Consider the following 15,269-nt stretch of genomic DNA (forward strand, 5'->3'; position numbering starts at 1 on the left):
GGAGGGAACTCGACTCCCACCCCCGCCCAGCGGGGGAGGGCCGGGGTGGGGGCCAGGAGTCGCGCCACATCTGGAAAATCTCCGTCCAGCCCTCCGAAGGGCCGCGCGTGGCGGAGTCGATCCGCTGGGCGCTGGACGCGGACCTGTATTTCGACTGGGGTGGCGGGCTGATCTGGGCGGCGGTGGCGCCGACGTCCGACGCCGCCTCCGCGATCCGCGGCGCGCTGGGCGCCGCCGGCCACGCGACGCTGGTGCGCGCGCCCGAGGACGTGCGGGCCACCACGGAGGTCTTCCATCCGCTGGCCGAGCCGGTGATGGCGCTGAGCCGCCGGGTGAAGGAGAGCTTCGATCCCTGCGGCATCCTGAACCCCGGCCGCATGCACGCGGGAGTGTAGGCATCCATGCAGACCAACTTCACGCTCACACAGCTCGCCAACGCCGATTACCGGGACTCGGAAGCGATCCTGCGCAAGTGCGTCCATTGCGGCTTCTGCACGGCGACCTGTCCGACCTACGTCCTGCTGGGCGACGAGCTGGACAGCCCGCGCGGCCGCATCTACCAGATCAAGGACATGCTGGAGAAAGGCGGGCCGCCCACCGAACATCAGGTGAAGCACATCGACCGCTGCCTCTCCTGCCTGTCCTGCATGACGACCTGCCCGTCGGGCGTCAATTACATGCATCTGGTCGATCACGCCCGCGCTCATATCGAGGCGACCCACGCCCGCCCGCCCGCCGACCGGGCCATCCGCGATCTGCTGGCCCGTGTGCTGCCGAATCCGCGGCTGTTCCGTCTGGCCCTGATCGCCGCCTGGTTCGGCAAGCCCTTCGCCGGTCTGCTGCCGGGTCGGCTGGGCGCGCTGCTGGCGCTGGCCCCGAAATCGGTGCCGGGGCCGAGCCACAGCGACCGTCCGGGCAGCCATCCGGCGGTCGGGCCGCGCCGCAGGCGCGCCGCCCTTCTGGTCGGCTGCGCCCAGCAGGTTCTGGCCCCGCAGATCAACGAGGCGACCATCCGCCTGTTGAACCGCCACGGGGTCGAGGTGGTGGTGGCGAAGGGAGCCGACTGTTGCGGCGCCCTGACCCATCACATGGGCAAGACCGACCTCAGCGACGCCGCGGCGAAGAAGACCATCGACGCCTGGATCGCCGAGATGGACGGTGAGGGGCTGGACGCCATCATCGTCAACACCTCGGGCTGCGGCACCACGGTGAAGGACTACGCCTTCCAGTTCAGCGAGAACGCGGAATACGCGCCCAAGGCGCTGCGTGTGGCGGCCATCGCCCGCGACGTGACGGAGTTCCTGGCGGAAATCGGCCTGTCCGCCCCGGTGATCGAAACCGGGCAGGCCATCGCCTACCATTCCGCCTGTTCCATGCAGCACGGCCAGCGCATCAAGGACCCGCCGCGCGCCCTGCTGCGCGGTGCCGGTTTCGAGGTGAAGGAGATCCCGGAGGCGCATCTCTGCTGTGGCTCCGCCGGCACCTACAACATGCTTCAGCCGGAGATCGCCGTTCAATTGCGCGACCGCAAGGTCCGCAACATCGAAAGCACGAAGGCCGCCGCCATCGCCGCCGGCAATCTCGGCTGCATCACCCAGATCGCCACCGGGACCGGGCTCCCCGTCGTCCACACGGTGGAGCTGCTCGACTGGGCCACCGGCGGCCCGAAGCCTGAGGCGTTGAGGGACAACCCAGCGTTCGCCGGTCCGGACCGGTCGCCGGGCACGGCGGCGCGCGCGGCGGAGTAAGTCGACCATATCCCCTCTCCCCTCCGGGGAGAGGGTTAGGGTGAGGGGGTTGCGCTTGTGCCGGACGCTCCGCCAAGCACAACCCCCTCACCGGCTCTCGGCGGATGTCAGAGGCATCCGCCTGCCGCCGTCAGCGCTGGCTTTCAGCCAGCGCGAGAGGCCCTTCGGGCCACCCTCTCCCCAGAGGGGAGAGGGCTATTCGGACGCATGCGGCCTCCTTGCAGGGGACGCACCGACCCCCTTGGACTTTTCTCGCCGTATGGCTAGGTTGGCGCCAACGGGACGATGGGGCGCTCAGTGGACAGCGGGTTTAAGGACGACAGCGACGGCGGTTACGGGATCGGGCGGCGGCTGTCGGCCTGGGGAGTGCACGCCTTCACGGGCAGCGGCGTCGTGCTGGGGCTGCTGGCCCTGCTCGCCGCGGTCAACGGCGAGGCCAAGGCGTGCCTGGGCTGGCTGGGGCTGGCGCTGGTGGTCGATGGGGTGGACGGCACGCTGGCCCGCCGCGCCTCAGTGAAGGAGGTGCTTCCGGGCATCGACGGGTCGGCGCTGGACCTCGTGATCGACTATCTGACCTACGTCGTCGTTCCGGCGGTCTTCCTGTACCGCTTCGGCCTGCTGCCGGACGGTTTCGGCGTGGCGCTGGCCGCCTTCATCATGATGACCTCGCTCTACTGCTTCTCGAACACCGGGATGAAGAGCGGCGACAACTACTTCGTCGGTTTTCCGGCGATCTGGAACGTGGTCGCGCTCTATCTGTGGCTTTTGGCGCTCGACCCGTGGATCAACACCGCCGTGGTGCTGGTCCTCGGCCTGCTGACCTTCACGACGGTCAAGTTCCTGCATCCCTTCCGGGTGCGCCGCTGGATGCGCCTGAATCTTCTGGTCAGCGGCGCGTGGCTGGCCTCCAGCGCGGCGCTGGTGGTCCTCTATCCGGATCGGCCCGACGCCGTCTGGTACGTCTGGCTGGCCAGCAGCGCCTATTACGCGGCGGTCTGCGCGTGGCGGACGCTGCGTGGGCCGGCCGAGGCGTAAAACGCCTCAGGGCCTCCCTCAGGGCTTTTCGGGAGCGGTTTCCCGGTTGATGTCGTCCTTGGCGTCGCGGGCCTTCTGCTGGATGGCCGCGCCGGCGTCCTGCATCATGCGGCCGGCCTCGGCGCCGATGCCCTTGGCGGCCTCGCCCACGCGCTCTGCGGTCTGGTCCACCGCGCGCCCGATCTCCTGGCCGGTCTTCTCCGCCGACTGCTGGTCGTCGCAGGCGGCCAGCAGCGGCAGGGCCAGGAGGGGAAGGGCAAGGACGGCGGTGCGAATCCCGTTACGACGAGCCATGGGATGGTCTCCACAGTTGATCCATGGAGACGTAACGGTTCAGGTGAGTGTTTGGTGCCCGCCGCCCCCCGAAAGCGGACCCTTTATCAAAAGCGGTAGGAGGCGGCGATCGCGACCACCGGCCAGAAGCGGGCGGCGATGGCCGGCGTGGGGCGTCGGCCGCCTTTCAGCTGGCTGTGGCCAAAGCGCCACAGCGATGGGTCCTGAGCGTGTTCAGAACTGGTCCTCGCTCAGCGCCATGACCGTGCGGTGGGCGGTCAGGATCGGCAGCAGCAGGCCCGGCCCCTGGGCCAGGATCTGCTCGGCGTAGAAGCGGGCGGTGACCAGCTTGGCCTCCAGGAAGGGCGCGTTGGCGCCGGGCTGGCGCAGCCCCTCCAGCGCCTTGGCGGCGGAGCGGGCGAGCATCCAGCCGCCGGCCACCGTGCCCCACAGCTTCAGGTAGTTCACGGCCCCCGCCGCCGCGGCGCGCAGGTCGCCGTCGGCCTGCGTCTTCACCACCCAGGCCACCGCCTGTTCCAGCGCGTCCAGGCCGGCGGACAGGTTGGTGCGGATCGCCTCCATGTCGTCGCCGGCGATGCTCTCCAGCTCCGCCACCGTGGCGCGCATCTCCGCGATGAAGGTCCGGGCCGACTCGCCGCCGTCGCGGCCGGTCTTGCGGAAGGTCAGGTCGTTGGCGTGGATGCCGTTGGTGCCCTCGTAGATCGGGGTGATGCGGGCGTCGCGGTAATGCTGGGCCGCACCCGTCTCCTCGATGAAGCCCATGCCGCCGTGGATCTGCACGCCGGTCGAGGCGACGTCGCAGCCGATGTCGGTGCTCCACGCCTTCACGACGGGGGTCAGGATGTCCACGCGGGCGGTGGCGGCGGCGCGCACCGCGGCGTCCTCGTGGTGGCGGGACACGTCGAGCTGGGTGCCGGCGTAGAGCGCCAGCGCACGGGCGGCCTCCGTCTTGGCGCGCATGTCCAGCAGCATCCGGCGCACGTCCGGGTGGCGGATGATGGCGACGCCGGAGCCCTTCGGGTCGGCCAGATCCTTGCTCTGCACGCGGCCCTTGGCGTAGTCGCGGGCCTGCTGGTAGGCGCGCTCGGCGATCGCCACGCCCTGGATGCCGACGCCGAGGCGGGCGTTGTTCATCATGGTGAACATGTATTCGATGCCGCGGTTCTCCTGGCCGACCAGGAAGCCGGTGGCGCCGCCATCATCGCCGAAGGCCATCACGGCGGTGGGGCTGGCCATGATGCCCAGCTTGTGCTCCAGGCTGGCGCAGCGCAGGTCGTTGCGCGCGCCCGGCGTGCCGTCCGCGTTGGGCAGGAACTTCGGCACGATGAACAGGCTGATGCCCTTGATGCCCGGAGGCGCGTCGGGCAGGCGGGCCAGCACCAGATGGACGATGTTGTCCGTCAGGTCATGCTCGCCGTAGGTGATGAAGATCTTCTGGCCGGTGATGCGGTAGGTCCCGTCGTCGGCCCGCACCGCGCGGGTGCGCACGGCGGCGAGGTCGGAGCCGGCCTGCGGCTCCGTCAGGTTCATGGTGCCGTTCCACTCGCCGGCGATCATCTTCGGCAGGTAGAGCGCCTTCTGCTCCGGGCTGGCGTGTTCGGTCAGCAGATCGACGGCGCCCTGGGTCAGCAGCGGGCACAGGCCGAAGGACAGGTTGGCCGCCTGCCACATCTCATTCACCGCGAAGGCCACGGTCCAAGGCAGCCCCTGCCCGCCATACTCCGGCTCGAAGGGCAGGCTGTTCCAGCCGCTCTCGGTGAACTGGCTGTAGGCGTCCTTCCAGCCGGTCGGCGTGCGGACCACGCCGTTCTCCAGCACCGAGCCTTCCTTGTCGCCGACCCGGTTCAACGGGGCGAGCACGCCGGAGGCGAACTTGCCGGCTTCCTCCAGCACGGCGTCCACCAGATCGGGGGCCGCCGAATCGCAGTTCGGAAGTGCTGCGACCGTTTCGAGGCCGACCACCTCGTTGAGGACAAAGCGGAGGTCATCGACCGGAGCGGTGTAGGGAATCATGGATGGAGCGGCCTCCCGTGACCCGATTGTGCGTGCGTTTCTGCGTGCCCGATTGCGCGTGAACACGGCTTGGGCGGTTTACGTGCGCGTCACCATACCGTACCGAATGGTGCATGGCGAGCCTCACCGTCGGACAGGAATATTGGCATCTGGGTTGCGGCGCGAACAGCGCGGCTGCGACGCAGGAGGCGAGGCGGGACTTGGCATCGCGGTTGCAAGAGTGGGGCAGCACCGCTCACAGGGGTTCCTCCCATGACCATCGCCGCCGCCCTTGCCCGTCAGGCCGAATCCGCCGTCCAGGCCGCGAAGACCAGCCGCGGGCCGGAGAACGTCGAGGCGGCGGTCCGCAACGCCAGCGCCAAGACCGGGGTCGATTTTTCCTACCTCATGGAAAAAGCTGCCGTGGAGAGCGGGTACCGGACGGACGTGAAGTCCTCCTCCTCTTCGGCGACCGGGCTCTACCAGTTCATCGACAGCACCTGGCTGGCGACGATGCGCGACCATGGGGCGGACCACGGCTACGCCAAATACGCCAACGCGATCCAGACGCGCGGCGACGGGCGGCCCTATGTGACCGATCCCGACCTGAAGCGCGAGATCCTCGACCTGCGCAAGGACCCCAACGCGTCGGCCCTGATGGCCGCGGAATACACCCGCGACAACAAGGAGTATCTGGAGGACACGGTCAAAGGGAAGGTCGGCTCCACCGAACTCTACATGGCGCATTTCCTCGGGGCCGGCGGAGCGTCGAAGTTCCTGAACGCCATGCAGGACAACCCCAACCGCGCGGCGAAGGAGCTGTTCCCCGACGCCGCCTCGGCCAACAAGGCGGTGTTCTTCGACAAGGACACCGGCCGGGCCAAGTCGCTGAAGGACATCTACGACCGTTTCGCGACGAAGTTCGCGGAGTCGCCCAACGCCGACTTCGCCCCGGCCCAGACCGCCATCGACCGGGTGCGCCGCCAGGACATGCCCGACGGCTTCACCGTCCAGGTGCCCAGCATGCCGCAGAAGGCGCTGAACGGCACGCCGCTGTCGATCTACCATGTGCTGGCCCTGAACGCGCTGGAGACGCCGGACGAGGTGGACAGCATCTCCGGCAGGCCCGCGCGCGGCCGCCGTCCGGAGGGTGAGGACAAGGACAACCGCCGCATGCGCGACCAGCCGGTCCGCACGGATCAGAACGAGCACACCGGACTGGGCCTCGGGCTGGGCCTGTCCAAGGTGGTCGGGCAGGGGATTGCGGCCGGGACGTCGGACACGACAGCGACGACGGCGAAGGCGGCCTGATCGGCTGACCGCGGGGCTACGCGCCCTTGAGCCGGTCGCGGGCGTCCGCCGCGATGGCCGCGAAGACCCGGCGGTCGCCGGGCAGCAGCGCGTCGGCGGTCAGCCGGCGGTGGGGCTCGAACCGCAATCCCGCCCGGTGCGCCGCCGTGGCGCTTCCCCAGAAGGCCGGCGGCCGATGGCGCAGGGCCGTGGCATGGCGCGGTTCGCGCAGCCTCACCTCCCGCAGCACGTTGGTCAGGTCGAAGTCGATCAGGACCCGCCGCCCTCCGGGGCCGGTCAGGCGAATCCAGGCGTGGAACGGAAAGGATTCCGCCTCCTGCCGCCGTTGCGCCGGATCGGGAGGACGGACGTCGGTGGGCGCCGCCGGGTAGCCGAGCCAGCGCCCCCGGCTGTGGGTCTCGGACTTGCGGAAGGCCACGCGGCCCAGCGCGACCTCCGTTTTCCCGTGGCCCAGGGACTCCAGCAGCATCGCCCCGGCGAAGGCGTAATACTGGCAGCCGCCCAGCCGGTGGGTGTGGACCAACTCGCGGTGAAGCGGATGGGCGGTCACGGCGTCATGCACCGCCCGCCGGATGCGCTCCCGCTCCGGCGGCAGGGCGCATGTCGTGGGCGTGCCGTGCTCCGGCGCCGTCTCGGCCTCGCCCAGCATCAGGCGCATCCACGCCGACATCGTGAGAAGCATCGCTTGCCCCCTGTCCATGGTCGATGAGCCGGCGTTGCCGGTTTCCATGACAATGTGAACAGCGCGGGCGGGATCGGGGTTTCCCTGAAGGCAGGGAAGGAGTCAGGCGGCGCGGGCTTCACCCCGCAGAGTGCGCAACGTGGCAAGCGCCTCCGCAATCACGTCGGGGTGCTTGGATGCGTATTGGATGTCGTAGCCGACCGGTTCACCGTCCTCGCCAAGATCGATGACCAGATCGCGGGCGTCATCGACCCGGCTGTCCACCCCAGGCCCGGGCCGGACCTTGACATACATGCTGTCCGTATCCGGGTCGTAAAGAACGGGGCTGTGGGGGTCGGTCATGGTTCGAAATCCCGGTCCAGAAAGGCATTGTGGACGGTCTCGCCATCCTCCAGAGTCACCACTCTAACATAAGACCGCAGATGTGTGACCCAACCCCAGTACCGCACACGGCCACTCGGCTCCCGTTGCCGCTTTATCGGGTTGGACAGCACGGCGAGCACATCCAGCGGATCGATGCCGCGCCGTTCCGGCTTTGCCATGACCACCAGGGCGAAATAGCGGGTCCGCCAGAAGGGCAGCGGCGGAAGACGTGTTGGCTCCTCCGCCACCGCGGGCGCCCCTTACGGCAGCATCTTGCCGGGGTTCAGCAGGCCCTTGGGGTCGAGCGCCGCCTTCATGGCGCGCAGCAGGTCGAACTCGACCGGGCTCTTGATGACCGGCATCTCGTCCTTCTTGAAGCGGCCCACCCCGTGCTCGGCGGAGATGGAGCCGTCCAGGTCGAAGATGACCTCGTTCACGACGTGGCAGATCTCGTCCCAGCGGGCGAGGTAGGCGGCGGTGTCGGCGCCCTCCGGCTGGCTGAGGTTGAAGTGGATGTTGCCGTCGCCGACATGGCCGAAGGGGGTCGGGCGGATGCCGGGGCAGGCCTGGGCCACCGCGGCCTCGGCGCGCTCGATGAACTCGGCGACGCGCGACACCGGGACCGACACGTCGTTCTTGATCGAGCCGCCCTCGAACTTTTGCGCCTCCACGATGGCCTCGCGGATGAACCAGAGCTGGTTGGCCTGGGTCTCCGACTGGGCGATGGTGGCGTCGGTGGCCAACTCCGCCTCGAAGGCCTCGCCCAGCGCCGCCTCGACCGTCTCGCGGAAGGCGTCGGACTGGGTGCCGGCGGTCAGCTCGGTCAGCACGTACCAGGGCGACGGCTCGGCCAGCGGGTCGATGGTGCCGGCGACGTGCTTCAGCGCGAACTCCAGGCAGCGGCGCGACATCAGTTCGAAGGCGGCGACGGCGTCGCCCGACGCCGCGCGCAGGCGGGCCAGCAGCTCGATGGCGGCGGCGGGACTGGGCACGGCGATGAAGGCCGTCTCCGCCTGGCGCGGGCGCGGGTAGAGCTTCAGCACCGCGGCGGTGACGATGCCCAGCGTGCCCTCCGCCCCGATGAACAGGTGCTTCAGGTCGTAGCCGGTGTTGTTCTTGCGAAGGCTGCGCAGGCCGTTCCAGACGCGCCCGTCGGCCAGCACGACCTCAAGACCCAGCACGAGATCGCGCATGTTGCCATAGCGCAGCACGTTGATGCCGCCGGCGTTGGTCGAGATCAGCCCGCCGATCTGGCAGGTGCCCTCGGCCCCCAGGCTCATGGGAAGCAGGCGGTCCTTGTCCTTTGCGGCCTCCTGCGCGGTCTTCAGCACGACGCCGGCCTCCACCGTCATGGTGTAGTTCAGCGTGTCGATGCCGCGGATCTTGTTCATCCGCGACAGGCTGATGACGATCTCGCGCCCTTCCTCGTAGGGGATGGAGCCGCCGACGAGGCTGGTGTTGCCGCCCTGCGGGACGACCGGGATGCCGGCCTCCGCGCAGAGTTTCACCACCGCCGCGACTTCCTCGGTGCTGGCCGGGCGGACCACCGCCGGGCTGTTGCCCTTGAAGCGCCCGCGCCATTCCGACAGGTAGGGGGCCATGTCCTCCGGCGCGGTGAGAAGGCCGTTCGGGCCGACGATGGCGCGGATCCGGTCGAGGGCGGCAGAGAGGTTGGCGGCGTCAGGGCTGGCGGCAGGGTTGGCGGAGGTCATGGGCGGACGGTCCGGGGGCTGGAGAGAGCATCGCCCCCACCCCGACCCTCCCCCGCTGTCGCAGGGGAGGGTCAGGGTGGGGGCAAGACTCTCCCACACCAACACTCCCCACGGCACCGGACCCCTGCGCCATGACCGTCTCCGCCGTCCCATCCGAAGCGTCCAGCGCATCCGCGGCACCGCGGGGCGGCGGGGTGCGCCGTTCCATGCTGCGCCGGGCCGCCCCCTATCTCCAGGCCGGGCCGCTGGCCTTGACGCTGCTGGTCTTCCTGCTGATCCCCATCCTGACCATCGTCGCGGTCAGCTTCTGGGACTATGACAGCATCCGCATCTACCCGGATTTCGTGCTGACCAACTACGAGGAGCTGCTGACCTCGCCGGTCACCTGGAAGACCTACCTGAACACGGTGAAGTTCGCGGCGCTGACCTGGGGCATCACGTTGGTGATCGGCTTCACGGTGGCCTATTTCCTGGCCTTCCACGTCCAGTCCACGACCTGGCAGATGGTGCTGTTCCTGGTCTGCACGATTCCCTTCTGGACCTCCAACATCATCCGCATGATCTCGTGGATTCCCTTCCTCGGGCGCAACGGGTTGCTGAATTCCGGGCTGATCTCCGCCGGTCTGATCGACCAGCCGCTGGAGTTCCTGCTCTTCTCCGACTTCGCGGTGGTGCTGGCCTTCGTGCACCTCTACGCGCTGTTCATGGTGGTGCCGATCTTCAATTCGATGATGCGCATCGACCGCGCCCTGGTCGAGGCGGCGCGCGACGGCGGCGCCAGCGCGGCGCAGGTGGTGTGGAACGTCATCTTGCCGCTGGCCAAGCCGGGCATCGCCATCGGCTCCATCTTCGTGGTCACGCTGGTGATGGGCGACTTCATCACCGTGCGTCTGATGAGCGGCGGGCAGAGCGCCTCCATCGGGCTGATGATCGCCAACGAGATTTCGCTGCTCCAGTACCCCGCCGCCGCCGCGAACGCGGTCGTGCTGCTGGCCGTCGTCCTCATCATGGTCGTGGCGATGCTGCGCATCGTCGACATCCGCAAGGAGCTGTAAGCGATGACCGGCACCGGCACCCGGCGCGGCCTGTCCTTCTACCTGCTCGCCGCCTTCTTCGGGCTGTTCGTCCTGTTCCTCTACGGGCCGATCGCCACCATCACCATCCTGTCCTTCCAGGGGCCGGAGGGCGGGTTGACCTTCCCGATGAACGGCGTCTCCATCCACTGGTTCAGGAACCTGTTCGAGCAGCAGGCGGTCGGCGATTTCGGCGGTTCCTTCCGCCGCTCCATCGCGCTCGGGCTGACGGTGATGGTGCTGACGGTGCTGTTCTCGCTGCTCGCCGGCTTCGCCTTCCGCCGCCGCTTCCTGGGCAGCGGGGCGCTGTTCTATCTGGCGGTGGCGAGCCTGATCGTGCCGTCGATCCTGGTCAGCCTGGGCATCGGCCTGCTCTTCAACATCCTGGGCATCGAGCCGACCTGGTACGGCTCGGCACTCGGCGCGCATCTGACCTGGACTCTGCCCTTCGGCCTGCTGATCGTCTTCGCCATCTTCAACCGCTTCAATCCGGCCTACGAGGAGGCGGCGCGCGACCTCGGCGCCACGCCCTGGCAGACGGTGCGGCATGTGGTGCTGCCGATCCTGCTGCCCAGCCTGATCGGCGTCGGGCTGTTCGGCTTTACCCTGTCCTACGACGAGTTCGCGCGCACGCTGATGACCGCGGGGTCCTTCAACACCCTGCCGCTGGAGATCTACGGCATGACCACCAACGTCACGACGCCCGTGCTCTACGCGCTGGGCACGCTGACGACGCTTTTCTCCTTCACCGTCATCGGCCTGTTCCTCGCCGGGGTGATGATCCTGCGCCGCCGCCGGCTGCGACGGACCGGCGCCGCCGCTTGAGAGGCAGAGAACCAACCATGCGCATCCTGGTCGTCAACCCGAACACCACCGCCTCGATGACCGAGAAGGCCGGCGAGGCCGCCCGCGCCGTCGCCGCGCCGGGGACGGAGATCGTCGCCGCCAACCCGGCCATGGGCCCCGCCAGCATCGAGGGCTATTACGACGAGGCGCTGGCCGTCCCCGGCCTGCTGGAGGTGATCGCCGCCCACGGGCGCGCCGCGCCCGGCATCGACGGCGTGGTGATCGCCTGCTTCGACGATGTCGGGCTGGACGCCGCGCGCTGCCTGTCCGCCGTCCCGGTGGTCGGCATCTGCGAGGCGGCGGTGAAGACCGCCACCCTGCTCGGCGGGCGGTTCAGCGTGGTCACCACCATGCCGCGCTCGGTCCCGGCGCTGGAGCATCTGGCGGAGCGCTACGGCGTGGCCGGACGCTGCCGGGTGCGCGCCGCCGGCGTGCCGGTGCTGGCGCTGGAGGACCCGGCGTCGGGCGCCGTGGAGCGGGTGCGCGAGACCATCCGCCGGGCCATCGCGGAGGACGGGGCGGAGAGCATTGTCCTGGGCTGCGCCGGCATGGCCGATCTGGCGCGCGCCCTGACCGCCGAAATGGGCGTGCCGGTGGTGGACGGCGTCACCGCCGCGGTGAAGCTGGTGGAGGGGTTGGCCGTGCTGGGCTTGCGCACCGGCAAGACCGGCGGTTACGCTTTCCCCCTGCCCAAACCCTACGCCGGGGACATGGCGCGCTTCACCCCCGCCCCGCAGCCTTGACCCGGAGGAACGCCATGGACGGCTACCGCGTGCGCGTGATGAGCCGGGCCGAGCTGGATCTCGCCGTGGACTGGGCGCGGGCGGAGGGCTGGAACCCCGGCCTGCACGACGCCGGGGCCTTCCACGCCGTGGACCCCGAAGGCTTCCTGATCGGGGAGCTGGACGGCGAGCCGGCGGCCTGCCTTTCCGTCGTCCGCTATCCCGGGAATTTCGGCTTCCTCGGCTTCTACATCGTGCGGCCCGAAATGCGCGGGCGCGGGTTCGGCTGGGAGCTCTGGCAAGCCGGGCTGAGACATCTGGAGGGCTGCACCGTCGGGCTCGACGGGGTGGTGGCGCAGCAGGACAATTACCGCAAGTCCGGCTTCGCGCTGGCCCACCGCAACATCCGCTACGGCGGCGCGCCACCCGCCGGAACCTCCTCCGCCGCTTCGTTGGTGGACGCGCGGACGGTGCCCTTCGACCGGCTGCTGGATTGGGACCGCGCGCTGTTCCCGGCACCGCGCGCCGGCTTCCTGTCCAACTGGATCACGCTGCCCGGCGCCACCGCGCTGGCCGCCATGAGCAACGGGGACCTGCGGGGCTTCGGGGTGATCCGCCCCTGCCACAGCGGCAGCAAGATCGGCCCGCTCTACGCCGCCGACCGCGGCACAGCGCGCGATCTGGCTTTGGCGCTCGCCGCCACGGCGGGCGACGGCCCGATTGTCCTCGACGTTCCGGAGGTCAACCGCGACGCCGTCCTGCTGGCGGAGGAGTTGGGCCTGAGCCCGCAATTCGAAACCGCCCGCATGCATCTCGGCCCCGCCCCAACCATCGACACCGCGCGCCTGTTCGGCGTGACGACCTTCGAACTGGGCTGAAGACGGGCAAGCGTTGCCGTAACAGTCCGTTACCAAACAGCGGGCCGCCGGACACACGCCGGCAACAGGGAGCGCGCAGCATCGGGGCATCGGGATCACGATCCCGGCCTGACGAGAAGAGGGACACCCCCATGTCGCGCACCCTGATCGCCGCCATGACCACCGCCCTGACCGCCGCCACCATGCTGGTCGGCCTGGGCACCCAGGACGCCTCGGCCGCCGGTTGGGGACCGGACCATCGCGAACCGCCGCGGATGGAGCGGGACCACCGCGGCCCCAATGCGCACCGCCCGGAAGCCCATCGCCCGCCGCCGGTCCACCACACGGCCCGGCATTGGAGGCCCGGCGACCGGCTGCCCACCGCCTACGCGTCGCGGCGCTACGTCATCGCCACGCCCGCCGCTTATCACCTGCACCGGCCGCCGCGCGGCCATCACTGGGTCCGCGCCGGGTCGGACGCCGTTCTGGTGGCGTCCCGCTCGGGAATCATGGTGCGGATCGTCCCCGGCCTCTTCCGCTGAGACCATCGCCTTCCTTCGTGGACGTGACATGGCCGGGCGGTCTACTCTCCCCCGAGTTGCACCGCCCTTCCCCGCGATGCCCGCTCAATGGACGCTTCATGACGGACAGCCGCAGCACCCGGCCCTCGCTCACCGATGCCCTGTCCCTGCACAACGACGGCCGCGGCGAGGAGGCGGAGCGGGCGTACCGCCAGATCCTGAAGCGCGAGCCGCGCAATCCCGACGCCTGGCACCTGCTGGGCGTGCTGCTGTCCGAGCGGGGCGATCACGAGGCCGGAATCGCCGGCATCCGCACCGCCCTGTCGATCCGGGACGCCTTGGAATACCACCTGAATCTCGGCTCCGCCCTGCTCGACGCCGGCCGCGTGGACGAGGCGCTGGACGCCCTGATGGCGGCGCTGCGCCTCGGCCCGGACCGGGCGGACATCCATTTCCGGCTGGGCAACCTGTTCCGCCGGCAGCGGCGGCCCAACGAAGCCGTCGCCGCCTACCGGCAGGCCATCGCGCTCCAGCCCGGCTTCGTGGAGGCGTTGAACAACCTCGGCTCCCTGTTCCTGGAGGTCGGGCAGACCGACGCCGCCATCGCCGCCTTCACCGACGCCATCCAGGCGGAACCGGCCAACGCCCAGTCCCACGGCAACCTCGGCTACGCGCTGGACCTGCAGGACCGGCTGGGCGAGGCGGCGGCGGCCCACCGCGTCGCCCTGACCTTCCAGCCCGATTTCGCCCTGTCCTGGTCCAACCTCGGCAACGTCCTGAAAGCTCAGGGGCATCTGGAGCAGGCCATGGCCGCCTACCGCTCCGCGCTGACGCACCGTCCGGATTTTTCGATGGCGCACAGCAACGTCCTGATGGCCCAGCATTACCTGCCGGAGTGCGGAAACGCCGACTTCCGCGCCGCCGCCCGCGAGTGGGCCGGACCGGACGACGGCGGGCTCCCGGCGGCCGCTCCGGCGGTGCGGGACGACGGCCCCCGCCCGCTGCGCATCGGCTACGTCTCCAGCGACTTCAACAGCCACCCGGTCGGCTATTTCCTGGAAAGCGTCCTGCGGGCGCACGACCGCAAGGCGGTCACCGCCTTCGGCTACGCCAACAACGGCCGCACCGACGACGTGACGGAGAGCCTGCGCGCCGCCGCCGACGGATGGCGGCCGATCGTCGGCATGGACGACGCGGCGGTGGCCGAGCTGATCCGGCGGGACGGCATCGACATCCTCGTCGATCTCTCCGGCCATACGGGAAACAACCGCCTGACCCTGTTCGCCCGGCGGCCCGCGCCCGTCCAGGCGAGCTGGCTTGGTTACTTCGGAACGACCGGCCTGCCGGCCATGGACTGGATCATCGCCGACCGCCATGTCCTGCCGCCGGGGGAGGAGCGCTTCTTCACCGAGAAGGTCTGGCGCCTGCCCGCCAGCTACCTGTGCTTCACCCCGCCGGCGGAGGATGTGCCGGTGGGGCCGCTTCCCATGCTCGGCGGCGGTCCGGTCACGCTCGGCGCCTTCCACAACCGGGCCAAGATCACCCGGCCGACCGTCGCGCTGTGGGCGCGGGTCCTGACCGCGCTGCCGCAAGCCCGCCTGCTGCTGAAATCACGGGAGTTCGCCGATTACGGCGTGCGGCAGGTGTTGCGCGACCAGTTCGCCGCGCACGGCATCGCGCCGAACCGCCTGCGCATGGAAGGGAAAACGCCGCGGGCGGACTATCTCAACAGCCACAACCGCATCGACCTCGCGCTATCCCCCACCCCCTTCGGCGGCGGCACGACGACGGCCGAGAGCCTGTGGATGGGCGTGCCGGTGGTGACCCTGCGCGGTGACCGCTGGGCGGGGCGGATCGGGGTCAGCTTCCTGGAGACGCTGGGCCTCGCAGAGCAATTGGTGGCGGACGACCTGGGGGACTACGTCGCCAAGACCGCCGCTCTGGCCGGCGACCCGGAGACCCTGGCCGCCCTGCGCATCGGCCTGCGGGAGCGTCTGCGCCAATCGCCTTTGTGCGACGCGCCGGCCTTTGCCCGGTCGCTGGAGGACGCCTATCGGTCGATGTGGCGCGAACCGTAAGGGTGCCGTGGGCGTGCCAAAGGAAGTCCTTCCGA

At 69.8% G+C, this 15,269-nt stretch carries 15 protein-coding genes and 1 pseudogene; 10 read left to right on the top strand and 6 right to left on the bottom strand.

Translation table 11 applies throughout. The annotated features are described in order from the left end of the window. The 3 genes and pseudogenes from DXK32_RS08520 to pcsA all read left to right on the top strand — a co-directional run. Positions 1–395, top strand: a pseudogene (locus DXK32_RS08520) (2-hydroxy-acid oxidase); the annotation flags it as partial. A 6-nt stretch (positions 396–401) separates the two neighbouring features. Continuing rightward, positions 402–1,748 carry a glycolate oxidase subunit GlcF gene (glcF, locus tag DXK32_RS08525; protein ID WP_114858111.1) on the top strand — a complete coding sequence of 449 codons (1,347 nt, stop codon included), beginning with the start codon at positions 402–404 and terminating at the stop codon, positions 1,746–1,748. A 297-nt stretch (positions 1,749–2,045) separates the two neighbouring features. Continuing rightward, positions 2,046–2,783: a phosphatidylcholine synthase gene (pcsA, locus tag DXK32_RS08530; protein ID WP_114858112.1), complete on the top strand. Its 738-nt coding sequence runs from the start codon at positions 2,046–2,048 to the stop codon at positions 2,781–2,783. An 18-nt stretch (positions 2,784–2,801) separates the two neighbouring features. On the opposite strand, the gene DXK32_RS08535 is transcribed toward pcsA, so the two are convergent. Then, entirely contained in the window at positions 2,802–3,077 is a 276-nt protein-coding gene (locus DXK32_RS08535) for a hypothetical protein (RefSeq protein WP_014239820.1), read from the bottom strand. Positions 3,078–3,290: 213 nt separating this feature from the next. Further along, positions 3,291–5,090, bottom strand: coding sequence for an acyl-CoA dehydrogenase (locus DXK32_RS08540; RefSeq protein ID WP_114858113.1), 1,800 nt, complete (start codon positions 5,088–5,090; stop codon positions 3,291–3,293). 252 nt (positions 5,091–5,342) lie between these two features. Here DXK32_RS08540 and DXK32_RS08545 point away from each other — a divergent pair, with 252 nt between their 5' ends. Then, entirely contained in the window at positions 5,343–6,380 is a 1,038-nt protein-coding gene (locus DXK32_RS08545; protein WP_114858114.1) for a hypothetical protein, read from the top strand. Positions 6,381–6,396: 16 nt separating this feature from the next. Here DXK32_RS08545 and DXK32_RS08550 read toward each other — a convergent pair whose 3' ends face one another. The 4 genes from DXK32_RS08550 to DXK32_RS08565 all read right to left on the bottom strand — a co-directional run bounded on the left by DXK32_RS08550 (position 6,397) and on the right by DXK32_RS08565 (position 9,137). Next, positions 6,397–7,062, bottom strand: coding sequence for a hypothetical protein (locus DXK32_RS08550; protein ID WP_162801118.1), 666 nt, complete (start codon positions 7,060–7,062; stop codon positions 6,397–6,399). Positions 7,063–7,164: 102 nt separating this feature from the next. After that, positions 7,165–7,404 carry a DUF2283 domain-containing protein gene (locus DXK32_RS08555; protein ID WP_114858116.1) on the bottom strand — a complete coding sequence of 80 codons (240 nt, stop codon included), beginning with the start codon at positions 7,402–7,404 and terminating at the stop codon, positions 7,165–7,167. Further along, entirely contained in the window at positions 7,401–7,673 is a 273-nt protein-coding gene (locus tag DXK32_RS08560) for a hypothetical protein (protein WP_247877048.1), read from the bottom strand. The genes DXK32_RS08555 and DXK32_RS08560 overlap by 4 nt, the downstream gene beginning before the upstream one ends. A gap of 12 nt (positions 7,674–7,685) precedes the next feature. Next, entirely contained in the window at positions 7,686–9,137 is a 1,452-nt protein-coding gene (locus DXK32_RS08565; RefSeq protein ID WP_114858117.1) for an FAD-binding oxidoreductase, read from the bottom strand. Between the two features lie 131 nt (positions 9,138–9,268). On the opposite strand from DXK32_RS08565, the gene DXK32_RS08570 reads away from it, so the two are divergent. From DXK32_RS08570 to DXK32_RS08595, 6 genes are all read left to right on the top strand, one after another. Continuing rightward, positions 9,269–10,192, top strand: a complete 924-nt coding sequence (locus DXK32_RS08570) for an ABC transporter permease (protein WP_114858118.1) — start codon at positions 9,269–9,271, stop codon at positions 10,190–10,192. Positions 10,193–10,195: 3 nt separating this feature from the next. After that, entirely contained in the window at positions 10,196–11,035 is an 840-nt protein-coding gene (locus DXK32_RS08575; RefSeq protein WP_114858119.1) for an ABC transporter permease, read from the top strand. 17 nt (positions 11,036–11,052) lie between these two features. Beyond that, positions 11,053–11,799 carry an aspartate/glutamate racemase family protein gene (locus DXK32_RS08580; protein ID WP_114858120.1) on the top strand — a complete coding sequence of 249 codons (747 nt, stop codon included), beginning with the start codon at positions 11,053–11,055 and terminating at the stop codon, positions 11,797–11,799. A gap of 14 nt (positions 11,800–11,813) precedes the next feature. Next, positions 11,814–12,656, top strand: a complete 843-nt coding sequence (locus tag DXK32_RS08585) for a GNAT family N-acetyltransferase (protein ID WP_114858121.1) — start codon at positions 11,814–11,816, stop codon at positions 12,654–12,656. A gap of 131 nt (positions 12,657–12,787) precedes the next feature. Continuing rightward, positions 12,788–13,177: an RcnB family protein gene (locus tag DXK32_RS08590; protein ID WP_114858122.1), complete on the top strand. Its 390-nt coding sequence runs from the start codon at positions 12,788–12,790 to the stop codon at positions 13,175–13,177. Between the two features lie 98 nt (positions 13,178–13,275). Continuing rightward, positions 13,276–15,234 carry a tetratricopeptide repeat protein gene (locus DXK32_RS08595; protein WP_114858123.1) on the top strand — a complete coding sequence of 653 codons (1,959 nt, stop codon included), beginning with the start codon at positions 13,276–13,278 and terminating at the stop codon, positions 15,232–15,234. Positions 15,235–15,269: the final 35 nt, after the last annotated feature.

This window comes from Azospirillum brasilense (assembly GCF_003349955.1).
GTDB classification, from domain to species: domain Bacteria; phylum Pseudomonadota; class Alphaproteobacteria; order Azospirillales; family Azospirillaceae; genus Azospirillum; species Azospirillum brasilense_B.